Origin of the sequence: Qipengyuania aestuarii (assembly GCF_019711535.1) — a bacterium.
GTDB classification, from domain to species: Bacteria; Pseudomonadota; Alphaproteobacteria; order Sphingomonadales; family Sphingomonadaceae; genus Qipengyuania; species Qipengyuania aestuarii.
Genome location: NZ_JAIGNP010000001.1, coordinates 326,880 through 350,325 on the forward strand (window position 1 = coordinate 326,880; position 23,446 = coordinate 350,325).

21 protein-coding genes are annotated in these 23,446 nt (G+C 57.4%); 1 reads left to right on the forward strand and 20 read right to left on the reverse strand.

All coding sequences use genetic code 11. The features are described 5' to 3' along the window. Positions 1-166: 166 nt before the first annotated feature. Together K3175_RS01640 and K3175_RS01645 are read right to left on the reverse strand one after the other, a co-directional pair. Complete coding sequence (locus K3175_RS01640; RefSeq protein WP_221541633.1) at positions 167-1,525, reverse strand: sensor histidine kinase; 1,359 nt, start codon at positions 1,523-1,525, stop codon at positions 167-169. Between the two features lie 143 nt (positions 1,526-1,668). Then, on the reverse strand, positions 1,669-2,847 hold the full coding sequence (locus tag K3175_RS01645; RefSeq protein ID WP_221541634.1) for a hypothetical protein: 1,179 nt from the start codon (positions 2,845-2,847) through the stop codon (positions 1,669-1,671). A 201-nt stretch (positions 2,848-3,048) separates the two neighbouring features. Between K3175_RS01645 and K3175_RS01650 the strand changes: the two genes are divergently transcribed. Next, entirely contained in the window at positions 3,049-5,673 is a 2,625-nt protein-coding gene (locus K3175_RS01650) for a coiled-coil domain-containing protein (RefSeq protein ID WP_221541635.1), read from the forward strand. A gap of 3 nt (positions 5,674-5,676) precedes the next feature. Here the strand turns inward: K3175_RS01650 and K3175_RS01655 are convergent, their stop codons facing one another. From K3175_RS01655 to K3175_RS01740, 18 genes are read right to left on the reverse strand one after another with little or no spacing between them, the layout of a single operon-like run. Next, entirely contained in the window at positions 5,677-5,949 is a 273-nt protein-coding gene (locus tag K3175_RS01655) for a DUF1467 family protein (RefSeq protein ID WP_221542313.1), read from the reverse strand. Positions 5,950-5,965: 16 nt separating this feature from the next. Next, positions 5,966-7,624 carry a ribonuclease J gene (locus K3175_RS01660; RefSeq protein WP_221541636.1) on the reverse strand — a complete coding sequence of 553 codons (1,659 nt, stop codon included), beginning with the start codon at positions 7,622-7,624 and terminating at the stop codon, positions 5,966-5,968. Next, complete coding sequence (locus K3175_RS01665) at positions 7,621-8,397, reverse strand: type III pantothenate kinase (RefSeq protein WP_221541637.1); 777 nt, start codon at positions 8,395-8,397, stop codon at positions 7,621-7,623. Before K3175_RS01665 ends, K3175_RS01660 begins: the two co-directional genes overlap by 4 nt. A gap of 3 nt (positions 8,398-8,400) precedes the next feature. Beyond that, positions 8,401-9,174 (reverse strand): biotin--[acetyl-CoA-carboxylase] ligase, encoded by a 774-nt coding sequence (locus tag K3175_RS01670; protein ID WP_345719293.1) that lies wholly within the window; start codon positions 9,172-9,174, stop codon positions 8,401-8,403. Beyond that, the gene (gene nuoN / locus K3175_RS01675) at positions 9,120-10,574 is read right to left on the reverse strand and encodes an NADH-quinone oxidoreductase subunit NuoN (RefSeq protein ID WP_221541639.1); all 1,455 of its coding nucleotides are present in this window, start codon (positions 10,572-10,574) and stop codon (positions 9,120-9,122) included. The genes K3175_RS01670 and nuoN overlap by 55 nt, the downstream gene beginning before the upstream one ends. Next, entirely contained in the window at positions 10,574-12,133 is a 1,560-nt protein-coding gene (locus tag K3175_RS01680; protein WP_221541640.1) for an NADH-quinone oxidoreductase subunit M, read from the reverse strand. The genes nuoN and K3175_RS01680 overlap by 1 nt, the downstream gene beginning before the upstream one ends. Beyond that, on the reverse strand, positions 12,133-14,196 hold the full coding sequence (nuoL, locus tag K3175_RS01685; protein ID WP_221541641.1) for an NADH-quinone oxidoreductase subunit L: 2,064 nt from the start codon (positions 14,194-14,196) through the stop codon (positions 12,133-12,135). Before nuoL ends, K3175_RS01680 begins: the two co-directional genes overlap by 1 nt. 6 nt (positions 14,197-14,202) lie before the next feature. Next, entirely contained in the window at positions 14,203-14,508 is a 306-nt protein-coding gene (nuoK, locus tag K3175_RS01690) for an NADH-quinone oxidoreductase subunit NuoK (RefSeq protein ID WP_221541642.1), read from the reverse strand. Next, the gene (locus K3175_RS01695) at positions 14,505-15,125 is read right to left on the reverse strand and encodes an NADH-quinone oxidoreductase subunit J (RefSeq protein ID WP_221541643.1); all 621 of its coding nucleotides are present in this window, start codon (positions 15,123-15,125) and stop codon (positions 14,505-14,507) included. Before K3175_RS01695 ends, nuoK begins: the two co-directional genes overlap by 4 nt. Positions 15,126-15,152: 27 nt before the next feature. Then, positions 15,153-15,638 (reverse strand): NADH-quinone oxidoreductase subunit NuoI, encoded by a 486-nt coding sequence (gene nuoI / locus K3175_RS01700; protein ID WP_221541644.1) that lies wholly within the window; start codon positions 15,636-15,638, stop codon positions 15,153-15,155. Next, positions 15,635-16,690 (reverse strand): NADH-quinone oxidoreductase subunit NuoH, encoded by a 1,056-nt coding sequence (gene nuoH, locus K3175_RS01705; protein ID WP_221541645.1) that lies wholly within the window; start codon positions 16,688-16,690, stop codon positions 15,635-15,637. Before nuoH ends, nuoI begins: the two co-directional genes overlap by 4 nt. Then, positions 16,687-18,675: an NADH-quinone oxidoreductase subunit NuoG gene (nuoG, locus tag K3175_RS01710; RefSeq protein ID WP_221541646.1), complete on the reverse strand. Its 1,989-nt coding sequence runs from the start codon at positions 18,673-18,675 to the stop codon at positions 16,687-16,689. Before nuoG ends, nuoH begins: the two co-directional genes overlap by 4 nt. Further along, complete coding sequence (nuoF, locus tag K3175_RS01715) at positions 18,675-19,967, reverse strand: NADH-quinone oxidoreductase subunit NuoF (protein ID WP_221541647.1); 1,293 nt, start codon at positions 19,965-19,967, stop codon at positions 18,675-18,677. The genes nuoG and nuoF overlap by 1 nt, the downstream gene beginning before the upstream one ends. After that, entirely contained in the window at positions 19,967-20,110 is a 144-nt protein-coding gene (locus K3175_RS01720) for a hypothetical protein (RefSeq protein ID WP_221541648.1), read from the reverse strand. Before K3175_RS01720 ends, nuoF begins: the two co-directional genes overlap by 1 nt. Continuing rightward, entirely contained in the window at positions 20,107-20,778 is a 672-nt protein-coding gene (gene nuoE / locus K3175_RS01725; RefSeq protein WP_221541649.1) for an NADH-quinone oxidoreductase subunit NuoE, read from the reverse strand. The genes K3175_RS01720 and nuoE overlap by 4 nt, the downstream gene beginning before the upstream one ends. Beyond that, a complete protein-coding gene (locus K3175_RS01730; protein ID WP_221541650.1) occupies positions 20,778-21,995 on the reverse strand; it encodes an NADH-quinone oxidoreductase subunit D in 1,218 nt (405 codons plus the stop codon). The genes nuoE and K3175_RS01730 overlap by 1 nt, the downstream gene beginning before the upstream one ends. Continuing rightward, positions 21,992-22,537, reverse strand: coding sequence for a hypothetical protein (locus K3175_RS01735; RefSeq protein WP_221541651.1), 546 nt, complete (start codon positions 22,535-22,537; stop codon positions 21,992-21,994). The genes K3175_RS01730 and K3175_RS01735 overlap by 4 nt, the downstream gene beginning before the upstream one ends. Further along, positions 22,534-23,439 carry an NADH-quinone oxidoreductase subunit C gene (locus K3175_RS01740; RefSeq protein WP_221541652.1) on the reverse strand — a complete coding sequence of 302 codons (906 nt, stop codon included), beginning with the start codon at positions 23,437-23,439 and terminating at the stop codon, positions 22,534-22,536. Before K3175_RS01740 ends, K3175_RS01735 begins: the two co-directional genes overlap by 4 nt. Positions 23,440-23,446: the final 7 nt, after the last annotated feature.

The window sequence follows — 23,446 nt, forward strand, 5'->3', positions numbered from 1 at the left end:
AGGCCTTTGGGCTTTTCAGGGCCTCGGCTTGGTCACATGGCCCGCCAACAGCTTCATGCTGAGCGAACGCCCGTGGGTGGCGATTGGCTCAGCCACACTCCTTCTCGGCATTTCGCTGTTGATCGTGGTTCGTCGAAAAGCCTGAACTTGTGCCGCGCCCTGGTCCTTAATTGGCAATCGGGACAGCGAGACAGAAACGCGCTCCCTGGCCCGGCGCGCTTTCTACCGTCAGATCGCCACCCATAGCCCTTGCGATGCGCCGGGAGATATAAAGGCCGAGGCCTGTTCCGCCATCTTCCCCCTCACCGAGCCTTTCGTATTTCTCAAAGATCCGGACTTGCTCTGCAGCGGTAAGACCCAAACCTTGGTCCGCGACAGTCACCATCGCCATTCCGCCCGACGCATCCAGTCGCACCCAGATTCGGCTGTCTTCGGGCGCGTAGCGAATCGCATTGCCGATCAAATTGAGAAGCACCTGAAGCACTCTGCGAAATTCCGCTATGGCTGGCTGGCTCTCGCCTGCAGGAGGCGGGTCAAGTTCTATACTTCTTTCACGCGCCCGGACCCGCAAAATGCCGCAAGCTCGTCGAGCGACATCGCCTAGATCAATCCGATCGGGTGCAGTTGAAAAATTGTCCGCCTCCACGATGGCAAGATCGGACAGGTCATCCATAAGAGCGAGAAGATGCTGTCCCGCACTCGCGATGTCGGCAGCGTAATCGCTGTATTGAGCACCTATGGGCCCTGCCAATTGAGTACGTATTGTTTCGGCATTCGCGATGATGCGATTGATTGGCTGGCGAAGTACGGAGGCAAGGTCCCCGCCTATTGAAGGTGTTCCGGTAGGAGTCTGCGACTGGGAAAGCGGTGCTCGCTTTGCGAAGAAATGGATTGCCGAAGGTGCCCCGTCGCCCTCTCGTCTTTCAAAATTCTCCACGAAGGCCGTCAATTCCTGGCCTGTGGGTGAAAAGCTGCAGATCAAGGGCTTGGGCGTTTCGCCACTACCGGTCTGGCCAGCGGCGCGATCCGGAAAGCTGAAAATTCCGGTCCATTTCTGGCCGACATTTGCGCCAACTGCTTCTTCCACCCCCTCCAATTCGCTACTTGCCCTGACGACGGAAAGAATGCGGTCAGACTGATCAATTCGAAGGCTCAGATCGGAAAGCAGGCACAGTAATTCCCCCCTATGCCTTTGCTTCTCCCGCCCTGCGCTTTCCAAGCCAGTTTCTGAATGCCACGCGAGCACCCTAATCGAGCAGCCAGTTTCCCGGCCGCCTTTCGGTTCGACCTCGACCCAGGCAGAAACGCGCTGCCCGTCTTCAATCGCAGTGAATTGGCGGGAGAGGCATTGCTCGTATTCTCTGGCCTTGACCACGATGTCGAGAAGTTCGGGGATCGCCAATGTTGCGCCGACCCGTCCTCCGCAGTCTTCGTTCAAACGCTCGAGACGCCCATCGGCTATCAGCAGACGGTCGGCGTAATCCGTCGTTGCACAGCCAAGCTCCTGCATTTGACGGCTTCCCATTATCTTCGCCTTCTCCATTGATCGGCCGAAATTGGCGTTCAACGAACTGCCCATCCTCAATTTAGTACGACGAGAGACGGCTTCGCAACATGACTTGCCTTAGCCGGCTGCTGCTCCTCTATGCGTTCACGGTTAATTCGAAATTAGCTTGCACGAGCGCCGTTGAAAAAGCGTGAGGCCAGAACGATGAGGGCGAGAACAGCGGCCACTTCTGCAGCAAGATGAAAAAATGCTGCTACGCTCAGCACAACGCCAAGCCCCACTCGATCAGCATATGTTCGACGCCACCTTTCGTTCGCATAGCGTTCCCCCAACCGTAGCAAACCGAAGAGAACGAGGGGAATGAAGAAACTCATCCAGCCCAATGTTCCGTATGCTGAAAGACCGAGCAAGATAATGAAGAGTGGATCAAGGCCGTAGTCGAGGATGGCCTGGAGATGGGTCGAATGATCTTTGCCTGTGCCGGCGGCTGATATCCGTTGGACGACGACTGCGAGGTGCCTAAAAAGCGCGACTGCAGTTGTCAGGACCAGTCCGTATCCGGGAAGCTCGAACCAAGCAGCGAACATTGCTGCGATCGCGCACGCGACTGCGAGCAGCGTTGGCGCGATCTCTGTTTTCCGACCGACGATGTCGCGGGCAAGCCTCGCTCCAGCGCGTTCCGCGACCGCCATGCCGGGAGCACGAAACGATATCCTTTCTCGCTGCGCGTCTATCCAGCGCTTCTCTCTCACCGCCAGCGCATCGGCATCCGGGGCAAGCTGCCAGTCACCTTTTGCGAGCAGTTTTCTATCCAATAAGACTGGCGGAACTCCGTGTTGCAGAGCTATCCGGAGCAAGGAAGACACGGCATCGACATCACCCGGTAAGTGTTGAAGATCGCTTGTCAGTTTGCCCGGACCAAGAAGAATGCCGCTCCATGCGAGACCGAGATCGATCCTCTCAAATCCGAGAGGAACAGCAAGATCCGCCGGAAATGCGAGGACTGAGGGCTCTTCGAGAGCCGCAACGGCAGCATCGTCGTCTACCAATAATCCGTTCGAAATAAGCAGCATTTCGTCGTCAGGGCCAATCATTCCCGGCAGGCGACTGCTGGATTTGACAGCCCTGAATTTTGTGCCGGCCGTTTCTGCTCGGGATTGAAGACCCACGATCTCCGGACCGATGGAATCGGCCAAACAGACAATGCGTTCACATCCAAGCCGCAAAGCGAGATCAAGTTGCCGGTCCGCAATAGTTGCGCCAGCGAGCGTACGAAACGCTGCCCGTGGTTCTCCTCTTGAGCTATCTGTATCCGTAGTAGACAGCACTGCGATCCGCACGGTTTCTCCTTTAACAGAATTGTTCGAATGCGTTTCGTCCCGCTACCCTGCAAAATGCGGCGGCGCAAATGGGTGCTTGTCGGGCCGTTCCTTGCGATAACGTGCCCGGTTTTGCCTCGAAACACTTACAAGCTGCATATTTAGCGGGTTCCAATGGTTAACAAGGGTTTATGATAGCGGGACATGTGGTAGGAGAGAGCGATGAAAAAACGCTCGCATATTTCGGTGGTCGAAGGATCGGATGCCATTGAAGGCAATCCAACAGAAACGGTCGCGGGAGAAATACCCGATACTAGTTTCGAAGAAGATCAATTTGCGGAAACCGAGTGGCTGGACGAAGAGCCCGCAGAGCGATCGAGCGCCTGGATTGGGAAGGTCCTCATAGCGATCGCCATCATCGGCTGGACCGGCTTTTTTATCTGGGCCAACCTTTCGGCAATCACAGTCTCGCCAGCACCACGACAAGTCGCTGCACTCGTGGCAGATTGGTCTGTCCCAGTGATGGTGATCTTGGTGTGCTGGGTACTTGTGTCGCGTACTGCCACGCGCGAAGCTTCCCGGTACGGCAATGTCGCAGCCGCTTTATCGAAAGAGACTGCGCTGCTCGAACAGCGTCTTGTAACGGTAAATCGTGAACTCAGCCTCGCGAGGGAGTTTCTCGGCAATCAATCGCGCGATCTGGAATATCTTGGACGTAGCGCTTCGGAACGCATCTCCGGTCATGCTGAAAGGCTGCAAAGCTTGATAGCCGAAAATGGCGATCATCTGAATTCCATCGCGGCTACTAGCGAAACTGCCCTGGAGAATATGCGCAGGCTGCGCGGCGATCTTCCCGTTGTCGCCAATTCAGCCAAGGACGTTTCCAACCAGATCGTCGGTGCGGGCCGGACGGCGAAGGACCAACTAGGTGCGCTCGTCGCGGCGTTCGAGAAACTGAACGAGTTCGGCGAAGCGAGCGAGCGCCAGATAGATGCTCTTTTACAGAGAGTGGATGAAGCCCTCTCCGCTTTTTCCTCCCAAGCAGACCAGTTGGAGGCAATCGCGAACGAGCGTTTTGCGACGCTGGCCGAAGGAAGCGACGCCATTCGAAGCGATCTGCAGGCTCAGGAGGTCGAGGCTCTTTCGGCTTTGCGGGCGAGAAGCCTCGCTTTGCGAAGCGAACTCGGAGAGGCCCATGCAGAAGCGACCACGCAGGAAGAAGCTTCTATTTCGGCAATAAGGGATCGAATGGAAACCTTGCGCAGGGAGGCGGTGGAAGTTGCGTCCGCTGTTCGAGAAGGAGAAGATCTCGCCATCGGGGCATGGACGCGTCAGATCGACCAGATGAAGGAACGCCTTGAAAGGGCAGTTGCCGAAATCAAGGCTATCGACGATGCGGCCCTGGATTCTGCCAACACCAAGCTGCGCGACCTGTTTGAACAGGCTGAAACTGTGGATGCCCGCATTGCCGAGCGCAACCGCCAGTTCGAAGATGATACTGCAGCCCGTACCCAAGCCCTTGCCGACGCGTACGATGCCATCGCTCGCCAGATGAACGACCAGATGGCGCTATTGGATGAAGCGATCGGCACTCGGCGCGATGCACAACGCGAACAGCTTGCAACTCTTGCTACGGAGGGCGATGAACTCGCCGAACGGATCAATTCCCTCGGTTTGACCTTTAGCAAGGTTGCTGCCCACGGTCATGAAGCGCGCGAAGCGCTTGGAGGCGGTATCGATGCGTTGGGCAACCAGCTGCGCAGCAGCCGTGAAGCGCTCGAAGGCACGGATGAGCATATCGCGCGGCTGACCGACGCCAGTGTTCGCTTGCTGGAACTCATCCAGGCAACTGCCAAGAAGACTGGCGAAGAACTCCCCAAGGCGATGGCGATTTCCGAGGCGGGCCTTGAAGAGCTCGAACTCCGTGCGGATAAGGTGCATGTTCTCTTGCAAGACGCAAGATCGTCGGGAGAAACTCTCGAAGGCAGGATGGAGCTCATAGCTGGCCGCATACAGCACACAATTGAAGAGATCGGTTCTTTCCAAACCGACTTCGACGGTTCGGCGGCAAGACAAGTAGAAGAAGTCGAGCGACTTCGAGCCTCTCTCGCATCTCTGGCATCCGACAGCGATACATTCGCAAAGCAGGTGCAGGGCGAACTACATGATGCGCTCACGGCACTGGAAGGCAAGGCCCGCAACGCGCTTGCTTCTATCGAGACCGATCAGGCAGAGCGAATTTCACGTTTGGCCGAAGAAATCGGATCGCGCAGTGCCGACGCCATCGATCAGGCACTATCGGAAAAAACCGAGAACGCGCTTGAGGAACTCAATGCGGCGCGCGACCGGTCGAACGTTGCTACTCGGGAAATGGCTCAGAACCTGCGTGATCAACTCGCCAGGCTCAATGACCTCACCAGCAATCTCGAGGCTCGCGTGGCCCACGCTCGCGATAAAGCGACGGATACGATCGATAGCGATTTCGCAAGACGCGTCGCATTGATTACCGAGAGTCTGAATTCAAATTCCATCGACATCGCCAAGGCTCTTTCGAGCGAAGTGACGGACACGGCCTGGGCCAGCTATCTTCGTGGAGATCGCGGTATCTTTACGCGCCGTGCGGTTCGACTTCTGGACAGTTCCGAAGCTCGGGAAATTGCCTCAATTTACGACTTAGACAGTGACTTCCGAGAACACGTCAACCGGTACATTCACGATTTCGAGGCCATGTTGAGGACATTGCTGTCGACGCGGGATGGCAACGCAGTCAGCGTTACACTTCTCTCCAGCGATATGGGCAAATTGTACGTGGTCCTGGCCCAAGCCCTCGAACGGCTCAGACAATAAATCTCAGCTCGCAGTTGGGCCCCAAAAAATCAGGTCTTCAGCCTCGATCCATCCGAAAGCGTAATTGAGTACGTAAGCCACGGTCAGTAACGCAGCAAGCAAGGACGCACGTTTGGCGATCAGGCCCGGCCGGAAATTGGCGGGGGCGCTGTCTGCCTGTCCGGGTACTTTCTCAACGCCTGCCTCGTCATGTGTCTGGACGCCGAATGGCAACAGCACAAACGCACTTACAACCCAGAATAGCGCATAGATTGCCAGGATCGACGTCCATTCCATCGGCAAATTCATCGGATCAACTCAGTCCCGTCGAAGGAAGAATAACGCGAATCTGAGGGCGTTTGCCTGACCATCGCTGTGCGGCGCGACGTGCAGCCAAACGAGCTGCTTCATGGACGCTGCTGCGCGATTTGCGATCTGCCCCTTTCAGTTTCGTGATAGCAGTACGAATATCTTCGATGCCTTCGCGGACGAAGTCGTCGTAATCTTCGTCGAGCGGCAGGCCCACGCTGTCGATGACCGGGTTGAGACGATCATCAAGCGCAACAACGACAATGCCCTCTTGCATGATGCGGCGGCGCATCACGATACTGTCGCCATCCGCTGGAGTGATTATGTCGCCATCCAGAACAAGCCGCCCCGCCCTTACCTCTGCAATCTTGCCTGGCGCTCCTGGAGCGAGCCTCACGATATCGCCATTTTGCTGAACGACGGCATCGGCAATGCCATTCGCTAGGCCTAGCCGTGCCTGTTCCTGCATGTGCCGCATTTCACCATGAACCGGCACGAGGACCTCTGGTCGCAACCAACCGTAAAGTGCCTCTAGCTCCGGACGTCCCGGATGACCCGAAACATGGATCATACCTTGTCTGTCAGTCACCATGGTAATACCCTTGGCAGCGAGCCTATTCTGCACCGCGCCTATAGACAGTTCATTCCCAGGGATTTGCCTGCTGGAGAACAGGACTACATCATCCGCAACCAGCTTTAGCGGATGATTGTCTTCGGAAATGCGGGAAAGCGCTGCACGAGGCTCGCCCTGCCCACCGGTTGCAAGGATCAGCACCTCGCCACGCGGTAAGCCCATGGCCGTGTCGAAATCGACCGGTTCAGGAAAATCGGAAAGATAGCCGTTAGCTTGCGAGACTTCGATTATTCGGTCGAGGGAACGTCCGGCAACGCACATCTGGCGCCCTGTCTCGCGGGCTACCTCTCCCAAGGTGTGCAATCGCGCAACGTTACTTGCGAAGGTAGTAACCAATACCCGCTTGCCGGAATGCTTTTGAATCTCCTCGAGTAGGCCTTTGAATACCGCGCCTTCGGAACCGCTCGGGGATGGATTGAATACGTTGGTGCTGTCGCAAACAAGCGCGAGAACTCCGTCGTCTCCGATCTCCGTCAGCTCTTCCGCGGTCGCTGGTTCGCCGATGATGGGATCTTCATCCAGCTTCCAATCCCCGGTATGGAAAATCCGGCCGTGCGGGGTGTCGATGAGCAAGGCGTTGCCTTCCGCAATCGAGTGCGCGAGCGGGATATAGGTGACTTCGAAAGGTCCGACCTGGAAACTGCCATGGTCTTCTTCGATGATGTTGACCTCGACTTCGCGTTCGAGATTGGCTTCCTGAAGCTTTCTCCTCACGAGTTCTGCCGTAAACGGGGTCGCGAATATCGGGACACCGAGATCGGCAGCGAAATAAGGCACCGCACCGATGTGATCCTCATGAGCGTGGGTGAGCACGATCGCATCCAGATCCTTCACCCGATCCTCGATAAATTCGAGATCGGCAAAAACCAGATCAACGCCGGGATACTGTCCCCCAGAGAACGTCATGCCCAGATCGACCATGAGCCAGCGGCCCTGACAACCGTACAGATTGACATTCATGCCGATCTCGCCCGATCCCCCCAGTGCAAGGAAAAGGAGTTCGTCTTCGGGGGTAAAGTTCTTTCTCAAGGGGATGCACGCTCCGCTAGAATGGCAAGGCCGTCGAGCGTTAGATCGCTATCGACGGCATCGAATAGATTGGTGTGCTCATCGAAAAGTAGGGCGAGCCCACCGGTGGCGACAACTTTTGCGGGCCGTCCGATTTCGCGCTTCATCCTTTCGATCAAGCCTTCGATCAAACTGACATACCCCCAGAAGACGCCAATCAGCATCTGCTGCTCGGTGTTTCTGCCTATTACGCTCTGGCTAGCTGGCTTCTCGATCGCAATGCGGGGCAGTTTCGCGGTGTTGCCGACGAGAGCATCAAGGGAGAGATTAATCCCTGGCGAAATTATGCCGCCTTTATAGGCGCCATTGAAATCGACCATATCAAAGGTGGTGGCAGTACCGAAATCGATTACTATGAGGTCGCCATCATATTTTGCATGAGCGGCCAAGGCGTTGAGAGCACGATCAGCACCCAATGAGCTGGGCTGTTCGATATCGAGTTCGAAACCCCATTCCGCATGGCCCTGTCCGGCTATCACCGGTTCCACGGCAAAATATTTCTGAGAAAGCACCGTGAGATTATGGATCGATCTCGGGACGACCGAACCGATGATGATCTGCGTGATGTCGCGCCGCTCGTATCCCTCGAGATTAAGTAATTGCAACAGCCAGACGGCATATTCGTCGCCGGTTCGCCTGGCATCGGTCGCAATTCTCCAGCGTGCCTTTATTTCACGCCCGTCGAACAGGGCGAAGACCACGTTGGTATTTCCGACATCCGCAGCAAGCAGCATGGTTCAGCTTTCCTCACTGGCGAGCATTACGTCGCCTGCATGAATGATACGCTCGTCTCCACTGGACAAACGAAGGCGCAGCGCGCCAGTTTCAGTCAATCCGGCGAATGTCCCCCTGATCTGTTCCTCACCCGGAGGATTGACGCACAACTCCGAGCCCGGCGGATGTGCTACGGTTTCCCATCGGCGAACCAGTGGCTCAATCCCGTAGGTTCGCCATCTCTCGACTTCCCGGGCGAAGTGGTTGGCAAGTGAGTTCGCAAAGAGATCGCGATCAGGGGTTGGTCCGAATCTTGAAAGAGCGGTCGTGCGACGGTCGGTAAGGTCGGGCGCGATCGCCAGATTGACCCCTATCCCTACGACAATCGCTTGGGCTTCACGTTCAAGAAGGATGCCCGCCACTTTAGCACCGCCAAGCAGGAGGTCGTTCGGCCACTTCAACTTGAGGTCAGCAGCGTTGGAGAGCAGCGGCTGAACAGTCTCGTAGAGCGCGAGTGCAGCCATGAGCGCCAAACTCGCAGGGGCCGGGTCTCGTTCGTTCAGACGGACGACAGTCGAACCCATGAAATTGCCAAGACCGTCAAACCAACTACGTCCCTGTCGGCCTCGTCCGGTAGTTTGGCGGTCGGCTACAATCCAATCGCCCTCAGCTACAATCTCCCCTGCGCGAACCGCAGAAGCGAGATCGGCGTTAGTACTCCCGGTTTCGGAAATCGTCCGGATCAAACTGCTATGAACAGGGCTCGGGCCGCCATATCGGCCACGTCGCCAAGCCAAGGTGTCAACAGGTAGCCGAGGGGCGAAATTATCAACACGCTCACACCGAGAACAATCCAGTGAGAGATCGGAGCTGCCGCAGGACCCGAGCCCTTCGGATCATCGAAAAACATGACCTTCACGAACTTGATGTAATAAAATGCCCCGATCACGCTGGCCGCGATGCCGATCGCAGCAAGGGCGATCATATCCGCTTGTACAGCCGCCTGAAACACTACGAACTTGCCCCAAAAACCGAAGAGCGGAGGTATGCCAGCCAAGCTGAACATGAGGGAGAGCAAGCACCAAGCAAGCGCCGGGCTCGTTGTCGAGAGGCCGGAAATGTCATCGAACGATGTCAGAGCATTGCCATCTTTGTCGCGCAACATCAGCAACGCAGTGAAGCTGCCAATCGTCATGAAGACGTAGATCGAAAGATAAACCAGGACGCCTGACATTCCTTCCGGGGTCGCAGCAGCAAGTCCGATAAGAGTGAATCCGACATTGTTGATGGAGGAGTAGGCGAGGAGACGCTTCAGATTGGACTGGCCAATTGCCCCCAGTGCCCCCACCACGATCGACGCAAGCGCTGCGAAAATTACGATTTGCTGCCAAGCCTCGATCTGTCCACCGAAGGGACCGGTCGCCATTCGAACCAACATGGCAACCGCTGCGACCTTCGGAGCACTCGCGAAGAACGCGGTAACAGGAGTTGGTGCACCTTCATACACATCCGGCGTCCACATGTGGAACGGCACGGCAGCAATTTTGAAAGCAAGTCCGGCGAGCACGAAGACCACACCAAACATCGCACCCGTGGAGAAATCGAGCGCGAATGCTGCGCGAATGCCCTCGTAATTGGTGGTCCCGGAAAAACCGTAGACCAAGCTCACACCATACAGGATAATTCCTGATGCGAGCCCACCAAGCACGAAGTACTTGAGGCCAGCCTCACTCGACTTTTCATTGGTCCGTGCGAAGCTTGCGAGCACATATGATGACAAGCTCGACATCTCGAGACCGATGTACAGCGTCATCAAGTCTGTTGCCGAAACCATCATGCCCATGCCGACGGCATTGAAAAGCATGAGTACGGGATATTCGCCGCGATATTGTCCGCGCGCGTCGAAATAGCGCGGAGCGACGATCAGGCAGGCAATCGTTGCGATATAGACCAGGCTTTTGGCAAAGACTGCAAATCCGTCGGCCAGAAACAGTCCGCCAAAAGCAATGCCGGCAGCCCCTTGGTCGAAAAGAGATACATTGAAGAACAGGGCGCCGAAAAGAGCGGCCACGGCTGCAATGGTGATTGCGCGTGCGGCTTTTTCACCGGTCCAAGCTGTCACGAGAAGAAGAACTAGGCCCGACAGGGAAAGAGCAATTTCCGGCCCGGTCAGGTAGAGGGATGTCGAATAGGACATTAGTGCGCCCCCTCCCCTTCATGCCCTTCTTCGGCGTGGATCGGAGCTACGTAATTCGCAGCGTGTTCGCGCGGCGTCCCTTGATTGAGAGGGCTATCATAACGCGGTGCGACACCAGCAAGGCGCGTTTCGAGGGCGGCGATGTCCTGACGCATGGGAGCTAGGAAACTTTCGGGATAAATGCCCATCCACAACACTGCGGCTGCGATGGGGGCGAGCATGGCCCATTCGCGGGCGTTAAGATCGGTCATGGCGGCAGCATCAGCATTCTTCTGCTCGCCAAACGCGACACGGCGGTAGAGATAGAGCATGTAGGCTGCACCGAGGATGATGCCGGTAGTGCACACCAGCGTCACGAAAGTCGACACTTCGTAGATGCCTGCAAGCGCCAGGAATTCTCCAACGAAATTGCTTGTACCCGGCAGGCCCACGCTCGCCATGGTGAAGAGCAGGAAGAACAAGGCATATTTCGGCATGTTGATGCTGAGACCGCCATAGCGAGCAATCTCACGGGTATGGAGGCGGTCATAGATCACACCCACACACAGGAACAGCGCTCCGGAAACCAGTCCGTGACCCAGCATGACCATCATCGCGCCTTCAAGCCCCTGCACGTTGAATGCAAAAAGGCCCACCGTCACGATCGCCATGTGAGCTACCGACGAGTAGGCGATCAGTTTCTTCATGTCCGACTGCACCAAGGCAACGAGCGAAGTATAGACGACAGCAACCATGGACAAGGCAAAGACAAGCCAGGCAAGATCTGCACTGGCATCGGGGAACATAGGCAGGCTGAAACGGATAAAGCCATAGCCGCCGAGCTTCAGAAGCACACCGGCAAGGATGACCGAACCGGCGGTCGGTGCCTGAACGTGAGCATCAGGAAGCCATGTGTGGACCGGCCACATCGGCATCTTCACAGCAAAACTCGCGAAGAAGGCAAGCCACAACCAGAATTGAGCGTCTGCCGGGAAATCATACTGCATCAACGCTGGAATTTCGGTGGTCCCTGCATCGTTCACCATCCACAGCATTGCGATCAGCATCAGTACGGAGCCGAGCAAGGTGTAGAGGAAGAATTTGTACGATGCGTAGATGCGGTTGTCGCCGCCCCACACCCCGATAATCAGATACATCGGAATGAGGCCTGCTTCGAAGAATATGTAGAACAGGAAAATGTCCTGAGCGGCAAAGACGCCGATCATCAGCATTTCCATCAGCAGGAAAGCTGCCATATATTCGCCGACACGCTTCGTGATCGAAGTCCAGCTCGCCAAGATGCAGATGGGCATCAGGAATACACTGAGCATGATCAGCATCAACGCAATGCCGTCGATGCCGAGCGCATATTGGAAGCCTGCGAAGAGCCCCGCTCGCTCAGTGAACTGCCACTGGGCACCACCGATGTCGTAATTGAGCCAAAGCAGAATTCCGAGCGCAAGATCGACAAGAGTAGCGACCAGCGCAACGATGCGCGCGGCCGAGGCGTTGAGGAACAGGCAGGCTATGGCCGCAACGAGCGGCACTGCGAGCATGATCGAGAGGATGGGAAACTCCATCAGAACAGAACCCAGGTGATGGCGGCGACAAGCCCGAGGAGCATCACCAGCGCGTAACTATACAGATATCCGGTCTGGAACCGCTTGGCCCCGACCGAGCCCTTTTCGATCACCCAAGCCACACCATTGGGCCCGAAGCGATCGATGGTCCCCATATCGCCAAGCTTCCAGAACTGTCGGCCCAGCCAAAATGCGGGGACCACGAATAGGTAGTGGTACAGTTCATCGAAATACCACTTGTTGTAGAAGAACCGATAGACCGGCCCAAGCTGTTCGGCCGCCTTACCCGGAACCGAGGTATCCTTGATATAACCAAGCCACGCCACGAGCAGCCCGATGACCATCACAATGAATGCCGCGTACTTCACAAGGTAAGGCACGTTATGCATCCGATGGATCAGATCTTCATTGTAGAAGATCGCGCCGTTCCAGAAGGCCGCATTATCAAGGAAGGTAGGTGCAAAGACCTGCCCCGCTAAGATCGCCCCGAGGGACAGAACGCCCAACGGGATCAGCATGCTGACTGGGCTCTCATGCGGGTGATACCCGGCGGTGCCTGCCTCATAGTCATCCGACGGCACATGATGACTCACATCATGCCCGGAATCTTCCTGAATCGGCGGATTATGCTCCTCCGGCTCATCATGACCGTGGTGGACCGCGTGCTGGATATGCTCACTATCCGCCCAGCGCGGCTTACCCCAGAAGGTGAGAAACATCAGGCGCCAGCTGTAGAAACTCGTCAGCAGGGCTGCCAGTGTTCCCATCCAGAACGCAAAATTGCCAAGGTCGGTACCACGCCCGTAAGCCACCTCAAGAATTGCATCCTTTGACCAGAACCCGGCGAAGCCAGCCCCAAGGTGGTAAATGCCAACGCCCGTAATGGCGAGCGTGCCGAACATCATGGCCCAGAAGGTCAGCGGGATATGCTTACGCAACGCACCGTAATAACGCATGTCCTGCTCGTGGTGCATCGCATGGATGACCGAGCCAGCGCCCAGGAACAAGAGCGCCTTGAAGAATGCATGAGTAAAGAGGTGGAACATCGCAGCGCCATAGGCTCCCACGCCCGCAGCGAAGAACATGTAACCCAGCTGCGAACACGTCGAATAGGCGATGACGCGCTTGATGTCCCACTGGGTGGTGCCCACGGTCGCCGCGAATATGCAGGTGGCCGCGCCAATAAAGGTGACCATCGCCAGAGCAGCGGGAGCCGTCTCGAACATCGGGGACAAACGGCAGACCATGAACACGCCAGCAGTCACCATGGTGGCCGCGTGAATAAGGGCGGAAACCGGCGTCGGCCCTTCCATTGCGTCGGGGAGCCAGGTGTGCAGCCCAAGCTGAGCGGACTTGCCCATGGCCCCGATGAAGAGAAGGATGCAGAGGACATCCATGGTATGCACGCGTATACCAAGGAAGCCGATCGTCGCACCGCTCATGCTAGGTGCGGCAGCCAGGATCTCGGGGATAGACACCGTTCCGAACACCCAGAACGTGCCGAAAATTCCGAGCATGAAGCCAAGGTCACCAACACGGTTAATCACGAAAGCTTTCATTGCGGCGGCATTGGCGCTTGGTTTCTTGAACCAGAACCCGATCAGCAGATAGCTGGCGAGGCCCACCCCTTCCCAACCAAAGAACATCTGGACCAAATTATCTGCTGTCACGAGCATCAACATGGCAAAGGTGAACAGCGAGAGATATGCAAAGAACCGGGGCTGATCCGGGTCTTCATCCATGTACCCCCAGCTATACAAGTGTACGAGTGCGGATACTGTCGTGATCACCACCAGCATGATTGCGGTCAGCGTGTCGACACGCAAAGCCCAGTCGAAAGAGAGCTCACCGGATTGCATCCATGTGAGAACCGGCACGACCGTCGCTTCGGCACTACCGCTTACGAAGCCGAGAAATATCGGCCAGCTCAGGATGCAGGCAATGAACAGCGAACCGGTCGTGATCGCCTTAGCAAAGACGCTCGGCGCACTCTTGTTGACCAGCCCTGCCACGATCGCAGCAAGCAGGGGCAGGAAGACAATGAAAAGAATGGAGGTCTGCACGGATGCTTATCCCTTCATCCGGTTGGCATCGTCGACCGCGATGGTGCCGCGGCCACGGAAATAAATCACCAGAATGGCTAGCCCGATAGCGGCCTCGCCCGCGGCAACTGTCAGGACAAACATAGCAAAGACCTGCCCCACAAGATCGCCGAGAAAGGCACTGAAGGCGACAAGATTGAGGTTCACGGACAGCAGAATGAGTTCGATAGCCATCAAGATGACGATGATGTTTTTCCGATTGAGAAAGATGCCCAGCACGCCAAGCACGAACAGAATCGCGCTGACGATGACATAATGTTCGACGCCAATCACAATTCGACCCCCTCGCCCACGGTAGGCTGCTTCATAACAGTGGCCTCGTCCGGGTTCCTCCGAACCTGCTTCCCGATATCCTGATGACCGCGCTTGCTCTTCGGAGGGCGGTGGGTCAGCACGATTGCGCCGATCATCGCGACGAGCAAAATGATGCCCGCGGCCTCGAACAGGAAGAGATATCTCGTGTAAAGCAAACCGCCGATGGCACCTGTGTTGCTTGCCACCATCGCAGGCGCCTCGCCTGCTGCAGCCGTGCCCAGCTCGATAGCGCCCACGCGATAAGCGCTTAGCCCCAGGACGAGCTCAGCCAGGAGGATTAGAGCGATGACGATACCCAACGGAAAGTTCTTCACGAAACCGGCCCGCAAGGCTGCAACGTCGATATCGAGCATCATGACCACGAACAGGAACAGGACTGCCACGGCCCCGACGTAAACAATGACCAGCAGCATCGCGATGAATTCCGCACCGACAAGCACCATCAGTCCCGCTGCGTTGAAGAAGGCCAAGATAAGCCAAAGGACCGAATGCACCGGATTGCGGGCCGTGATCACCATCACGGCGGACGCGATCACAAGCACCGCAAAGATATAAAAGGCGATAGTCTGTATCATGATGCCCCGGATTCGTTTGCGGCGCGGTTAGCGGTAGGGTGCGTCGGCTTCAAGGTTCGCGGCTATGGCGCGCTCCCACTTGTCACCATTTGCGAGGAGCTTTGCCTTGTCGTAAAGCAATTCCTCACGGGTTTCGGTAGCATATTCGAAATTCGGTCCCTCGACGATAGCATCGACTGGGCAGGCTTCCTGACAGAAGCCGCAGTAGATGCATTTGGTCATGTCGATGTCGTAACGGGTAGTCCGGCGGCTGCCATCTTCGCGTGGTTCGCTCTCGATCGTAATTGCCTGAGCCGGGCACACAGCTTCACATAGCTTGCAAGCGATGCACCGTTCCTCCCCGTTGGGATAACGGCGCAGCGCGTGCTCGCCGCGGAAGCGCGGGGACAGCGGATTTTTCTCGAACGGATAGTTGATCGTCACCTTGGGCTTGAAGAAATACTTCAAGGTGAGAGCATGCGCCTTCACGAACTCCCAGAGAGTGAAAGATTTTACGAGTTGCGCGACGCTCATGCGGCGGCTCCGTAGTGGCCGGTGGCCATCAGCCAACCGGAAATGAGAACGACGAACAGCAGGCTGATCGGCAGGAATACCTTCCAGCCCAGTCGCATCAGCTGATCGTAACGATAGCGTGGGACGGTCGCCATGACCCAGCTGAACATGAAGAAGAAGAAAAATGCCTTCAGCAACAACCAGATGATACCCGGCACGTAATAAAGCGGAGCCCAGTCGATCGGAGGGAGCCATCCACCAAAGAACAGCAGAGCGTTGAGCACGCACATAAGCAGGATGTTGGCGTATTCACCAAGCCAGAATAGTGCGAAGCTCATCGAACTGTATTCTGTCTGGTATCCCGCGACGAGCTCGCTCTCGGCCTCCGTCAGGTCGAATGGAACGCGCTGGGTCTCCGCCAGGCTGGAGATGAAGAACATCACCCACATCGGAAACAGGAGCAGATTGAAGAAGTACCCGTTCACGATCCCAAAACCGTGGCCTTTTTGCGCCAGAACGATCTCGTTCAGATTGAAGGTGCCAGCATAGAGGATCACGCAAACGAGAATGAAGCCAATCGAGACTTCATAGCTGATCATTTGTGCGGCTGCGCGCATGGCGGAAAAGAACGGATACTTGGAGTTCGACGCCCAGCCCGCCATCACGATGCCGTAAACCGACAGTGAGCTGATCGCCAGAATGTACAACAGGCCCACGTTGATATTTGCCAGCACGGCAGTGGCGCTGAACGGAACTACCGCCCAAGCCGCAAGCGCCACCGTGAACGTCACGATCGGGGCGAGGATGAAAATCCCTTTGTTGGCTGCGCTCGGTATGATCGTTTCCTGAAGCATGACCTTCAGACCGTCGGCAAAGCTCTGCAGAAGGCCGAAGGGTCCGACCACATTGGGCCCGCGCCGCAGGTTAATCGCGGCCCAGATTTTGCGGTCCGCATAAATGATCATCGCCACCGACAGCATGAGTGGCAAAGCAATCAGCAGGATACCGGCGATCGTCGCGACACCCCATGCCCATTCATACGACATGCCAAGTGATTGGAAAAATTCGGTCATTCCGCGGCCTCCGCCAGCTCGCCGCCGTGGAGCAGTTCACTCGAGCAATGCTGCATCACTGCACTTGCGCGCGCGATCGGATTGGTAAGGTAGAAGTCCTTGATCGGATAAGCGCCCATCGTGCCTTGAGCCTTCGTCTTGGCATCGGCTTTGGGCAGTGCGCCATAATCGGCGAGGCCTTCTTCGCCCAATGCAGGCACCTCAGCAATCATGGCCGACTGAAGTTGTGCAAAGGTGTCGAAGCCGACGGAAACGCCCAGTGCGTCAGCGAGTGCTCGCAAAATTGTCCAGTCTTCACGCGCATCCCCGGGAGCGAAGACAGCTTTCTCAGCGAACTGTACGCGCCCTTCGGTGTTGACGTAGGTCCCGTCTTTCTCGGCGAAGCTGGCGGCCGGCAGAATGATGTCGGCAGCATGCGCACCCTTGTCGCCGTGGTGGCCGATGTACACCTTGAGCGAGTCCGCAAACGGTTCGAAATTCATCTCGTCCGCGCCGAGACTAATCAACACTTTGGGCTTGGCGACGACAATGTCGTTCATCCCGCCCTTCTGCGCAAAGCCGAGCATAAGCCCGCCCATGCGTGCAGCGGAGAAATGTAGGACATTGAAGTCCGCGCCCCACTCGCTCGCCAATGCGAGAGCCTTCCCGTGTGCGCCCTTCAGCGCGCCGCCGCCGACGATAACGGCGCTGCGCTCGGCGCCCTTGAACGCATCGGCAATATGTCCGGGAAGATCGTTGAGGACCGCAAGGTCGGTCCCGAGAAATTCAGCCGGATACGTCGTGTCCCAATGCGGGCCGACAACGAACACCTTCGCGCCACGCTTCACCGCCTTGCGGATACGCACGTTCACGAGCGGCGCTTCCCAGCGGATGTGGCTGCCCACGATGAGGATCGCCTTGGCTTGCTCCAGACCTTCGAAGGTCGAATTGAAATTTACCGCAGCAAGGTTCGACACGTCATAATCCATGCCGGTCTGCCGACCCTCGATCAGGCTTGAACCACAAGCCTTGAGCAGCGCCTTGGCTGCGAACATGGTTTCGCAATCGACCAAATCGCCAGCGATCGCAGCGATGTCCTTGCCAGGCTTCGCCTTAGCGATCGCCTTGAAAGCCTCGTCCCAGCTAACAGGCTTCAGGCCGTCTTTCTTGCGCATGAAAACCTTGTCGAGGCGGCGCTTGGAGAGGCCGTCGACCATATAACGCCCTTTGTCCGACAGCCATTCCTCATTGACCGCGTCATTGACGCGTGGGAGCGCTCGCATGACTTCACGCCCCCTGCTGTCGAGGCGGATGTTCGCGCCAACCGCGTCGGATACATCGATGCTGAGTGTCTTTTTGAGTTCCCACGGCCGGGCCTCGAAGGCATACGGGCGCGAAGTGAGCGCGCCGACCGGGCACAGATCGATCACATTGGCGGATAGCTCGTGTTCGGCGGCCTGCTCCAGATAGGTTGTGATCTGCATGTCCTCGCCGCGGCCCACCGCGCCGATTTCGTCAACCCCGGCAATCTCCTCGCTGAAGCGCACACAGCGGGTGCAGTGGATACAGCGGGTCATGACCGTCTTGATCAGCGGGCCCATATATTTTTCGGTGACAGCGCGCTTATTCTCTTCGTAACGCGTCGCGCCGCGACCGTAAGCAACCGATTGGTCCTGCAGATCGCATTCACCGCCCTGGTCACAAATCGGACAATCGAGCGGGTGGTTAATGAGAAGAAACTCCATCACCCCTTCGCGCGCAGTCTTGACCATCTGGCTGTCCGTACGGATTTCCTGACCATCTGTGGCAGGAAGCGCGCAACTTGCTTGCGGCTTCGGCGGTCCGGGTTTCACTTCGACCAGGCACATCCGGCAATTACCAGCGATCGAGAGCCGCTCATGATAGCAGAAACGCGGAATTTCTTTACCCGCAAGCTCGCAAGCCTGAAGGACGGTGGCGCCCTCCGGAACCTCGATTTCCTGTCCGTCGACGGTGACCTTAGGCATTATTCAGCTGCCTCTGCAAACTTGGCATTGTGTTCTTCGATCCGGCGTTCGAGCTCGGGGCGGAAGTGGCGGATGAGACCCTGGATCGGCCATGCAGCGGCATCGCCCAGCGCGCAGATGGTGTGGCCTTCCACCTGCTTGGTCACCTGTTGCAACATGTCGATTTCATCGACCGCGGCATCGCCGGTCCGCAGGCGCTCCATCATGCGCCACATCCAGCCCGTGCCCTCGCGGCACGGCGTGCACTGGCCGCAGCTCTCATGCTTGTAGAAATAGCTGATACGGCTGATTGCACGGACGATATCGGTCGACTTGTCCATTACGATGACGCCTGCGGTTCCCAATCCCGAACCAAGCTCCTTAAGCCCGTCGAAATCCATCGGCGCATCCCAGATCTGCTCTGCCGGAACCAGCGGGACTGAAGAACCGCCCGGGATCACGGCGAGTAGGTTATCCTTGCCGCCGCGAATGCCGCCGCAATGCTTCTCGATCAGTTCACTGAACGGAATGCTGAGCGCTTCTTCGACCACGCAGGGCTTGTTGACATGGCCCGAGATCTGGAAGAGCTTGGTGCCCTTGTTGTTCTCGCGCCCGAAGTTGCTGAACCAGCTCGCCCCACGGCGCAGAATGGTCGGGACGACAGCGATCGATTCCACATTGTTGACCGTGGTCGGGCAACCATAAAGTCCCGCACCTGCCGGGAACGGCGGCTTGAGGCGTGGCTGGCCCTTCTTGCCTTCGAGGCTCTCGATCATCGCGGTTTCTTCGCCGCAAATGTAGGCGCCCGCGCCGCGGTGCAGGAAGACGTCGAAATCATAGCCCGACTTCGACGCGTTCTTGCCGATCAGTCCTGCGTCATAGGCTTCGTCGATCGCGGCCTGAAGCGTCTCGGCCTCGCGGATATATTCGCCGCGGATGTAGATGTAGGCCGCCCTCGCCCGCATGGCATAGCCGGCAACCAGTGCGCCTTCGATTAGCTTGTGCGGATCGTGGCGGATAATCTCGCGATCCTTGCAGGAACCAGGTTCGGACTCGTCCGCATTGATGACAAGAAAGCTGGGACGTCCGTCCTTGCTCTCCTTAGGCATGAAAGACCACTTGAGGCCGGTAGGAAAGCCGGCTCCGCCACGACCGCGAAGGCCCGATGCCTTCATTTCCTCGATGATATTGTCATGACCGCGGGCGATGAGCGACTTGGTGTCGTCCCAATCACCGCGGTGCTGCGCCGCTTTTAGCCCCCAATCCTGGAAGCCGTACAGGTTGGTGAAGATGCGATCCTTATCGGCAAGCATCAGAAGCCTCCCCCGAACACTACGATAGCTGCGACAATCAGGATTGCCACGAGTGCTACGGTCTTGACGACGCCCTTGAGCACTTTCCACGCGATGACCACGCCCACGATGGCGAGTATGATGGTGAGCCAGTCAGCGCTCATTTCCATTCTCCCCGATAGTCGTGATTCGCGTCCACCATTTCCCTCAGCGTGGTCGGGCCGCCTTCCGGCTCGCTCGTGTGCTTGCCCTCAATCTGAGTACCGGTTTTGGGCTGCTTGCCCGCGGCCAGTTCGTCCAAGATTTCGTCGAGGCGCTCGGGCGTCAAATCTTCGTAATTGTCGTCGTTGATCTGGACCATCGGTGCGGTGGCGCAATTGCCCATGCATTCTACTTCGGTGAGGGTCCAGAGGCCGTCTTCCGAGACATGGCCCTTGCTCATGCCGCGCTTCTTGCACGTTTCGATGAGACCGTCCGATCCCCGAAGCATGCAGGGAGTCGTGCCGCAGACCTGCACGTGATACTTACCCACCGGTTTCATGTTGTACATGAAATAGAAGCTGGCAACTTCGAGCACGCGGATGACCGGCATGTCGAGATAGTCGGCGACATATTCGATCACAGGCAGCGGCAACCACCCTTGCGTATCGGTTTCCTCGCCGACCTGCCGCTGGGCAAGATCGAGCAGCGGCATCACGGCAGAGCGCTGACGCCCCTCAGGATAGCGCGCAATCGCCCTGTCCGCTTTGGCGCGGTAGCTCTCGGTAAACTCGAAAGCGCCCCAACGCTCGCGCAGTTCGGGGGTATCGGGTGCGGGGGAACGGTCAGCCATTAGCGATCACACTCCCCGAACACGACGTCGATCGCGCCGAGGATGGCGGTGGCATCAGGCAGCATGTGGCCTCTCGACATGAAATCCATTGCTTGCAGGTGGCTGAAGGCGGTCGGGCGGATCTTGCAGCGATAGGGTTTGTTCGAACCGTCGCTGACGAGATACACCCCGAATTCGCCCTTAGGGCTTTCCGTGGCGACATACACTTCGCCGGCGGGCACATGGAAGCCCTCGGTGTAGAGCTTGAAGTGGTGTATCAGCGCTTCCATCGACTGCTTCATCTCGGCACGCTTGGGAGGGCTTACTTTCCGGTCGGTGCTTGCGATGGGGCCGGTCGGCATTTGCGCCAGGCACTGCTTGATGATCTTGGCGCTTTCGTAAACTTCCTTCACACGCACCACGAAACGGTCGTAGCAGTCCGAATTGGTGCCGACGGGAATGTCGAACTCCATCCGGTCGTAAACGTCATAAGGCTGCGATTTGCGCAGGTCCCACGGGATACCGGCCGCGCGGATCATCGGGCCGGAGAAGCCCCAAGCAACGGCATCGTCCTTGCTGACGACGGCGATATCGACGTTGCGCTGCTTGAAGATACGGTTGTCGAGCACGAGGCTCATCGCATCCCCGAACAGTTCCGGCAGGCGCGTGTCGATCCATTCGCCAATATCGACCAACAGCTTCTCGGGCACGTCCTGGTGGACACCGCCCGGGCGCAGGTAGGCGTGGTGCATGCGCGCACCGCTCATTCGCTCAAAGAAATTCATGCAGTCTTCGCGCAGTTCGAACACCCAAAGGTTCGGCGTCATCGCGCCCACGTCCATGACGTGCGCACCGATGTTGAGCATGTGGTTGCAGATGCGGGTAAGCTCGGCGAACAGTACGCGGATATACTGCGCGCGCTCTGGCACCTCGACGTTGAGCAGCTTCTCGATCGCGAGAATGTAGCTGTATTCCTGCGCCAAGGGGCTGCAGTAATCGAGCCGGTCGAAATAGGGCAGCGCCTGCAAGTAGGTCTTGTGTTCGATCAGCTTCTCTGTGCCGCGGTGCAGCAGGCCGACATGCGGATCGATGCGTTCGATGATTTCACCATCGAGCTCCATAACCATACGCAGCACGCCGTGCGCCGCGGGATGCTGTGGACCGAAGTTGATCGTGTAATTGGTGATCGTTTCATCGCCAGTGGTCGGCGATTCCTCGATGTGCATTGCACTACTCATGCGCAGATCCAATTGCCGGAATATGTTGCAGTCTTACCATCGGTCGACGCGACCGAAAGGTTTGCCGGGCGCGCCTGAGCGCTACCTTCTGCCGGAGCCACCTGAACGGCTACACCCTCACCCGAGAAGCTCGTACCGTTTCTGATGGCAGCCAATCCGCCAGGCTGTCCGTCCAGCATCACGAGGCGACCGCCAACGCGGACCACCGCTTTACCCGGCAAAGTCGGCTCGTTGAGACCCGAAGCGATGAGGATTTCGCGATTTCCGTCCATGAAGGTGCAACCTCCATCGCGGGGACCAAAATCGACCCCGCCGATGTCGGCGAGCTGTTCAAGCTGGGTGACATCAGTGCCCTGAGGAACAGAGGCCTCTACGGTATTCGGCTGCTCAGCCCGTACAGCAGGATCCACGGCAGCCGAACCGCCATCCTGCTGGCCGATACGACCCGCAAAATCATCCGCGCTTTCCTGCTGCCCGGCAGGCTCCGATGAACATGCCGAGAGCGCAAGCGCCGTCAAAGGAAGAAGGAAAAAACGCATCATTCGCCCTTCTTTTTCTTCGCAGTGGAACGCTTTGCAGGCGCCGCCTTCTTCTTAGCTGCGGGAGCCTTTTTAGGCTGCGTGGCCTTTGCCGTGTCCGTAGCCTTCCCCTTGCGGGCTTTACGGTCCGGCTGATCTTCAGTTGGCTTGGGTGGCGGAGCGTCGCTGCCGCCATCCTCTTCAGCCGGAGCCCCGGCACTCACCTTGTCGGCAGCCTTGTCGTCGGCTTTTTTGCCCGCACCGGTCTCCGACGGTTTCTCAGTGGTCTTCGGCTCATCGACCGGGGGCTTATCTGCTTTTTCGTCACCAGGAAGCACGTAATCCGCGCCCTCCCACGGGCTCATGAAATCGAATTGACGAAGATCCTGGGCAAGCTCCACCGGTTCGTAGACAACCCGTTTTTCATCTTCCGAATACCGCAACTCGACATAACCAGTAAGCGGGAAGTCCTTGCGGAAGGGATGCCCCTCAAAGCCGTAATCGGTCAGGATGCGGCGCAGATCGGTGTTTCCATCGAACAGCACGCCATACATGTCGAACACTTCGCGCTCGAGCCAGCCAGCATTCGGCCAGAGACCCGTGACAGTCGGCACCGGCGTATCTTCGCTGGCGGTGCACTTCACCATAATGCGATTGTTCTTCGTCAGGCTCAAAAGCATATAGACGACTTCGAAACGCTCGGAACGTGACGGATAGTCAGCCCCGGCGATCTCCATCATCTGCTGGTAGCCATGATCGTCACGTAGCAATTTGAGCGCGTCGGCAATGCTCTCCCGCTTCACGCGCAGAAGCAATTCGCCGTGCTCTTCATGCGCCTCGACAAGGTGGTCGCCAAGCGCTTGGGACAGTGTCGCCTTCAGCCCTTCGATAAGGGTGAAGCGCGGTGCAGAGTGGAGTGTTGCCATAACTCTA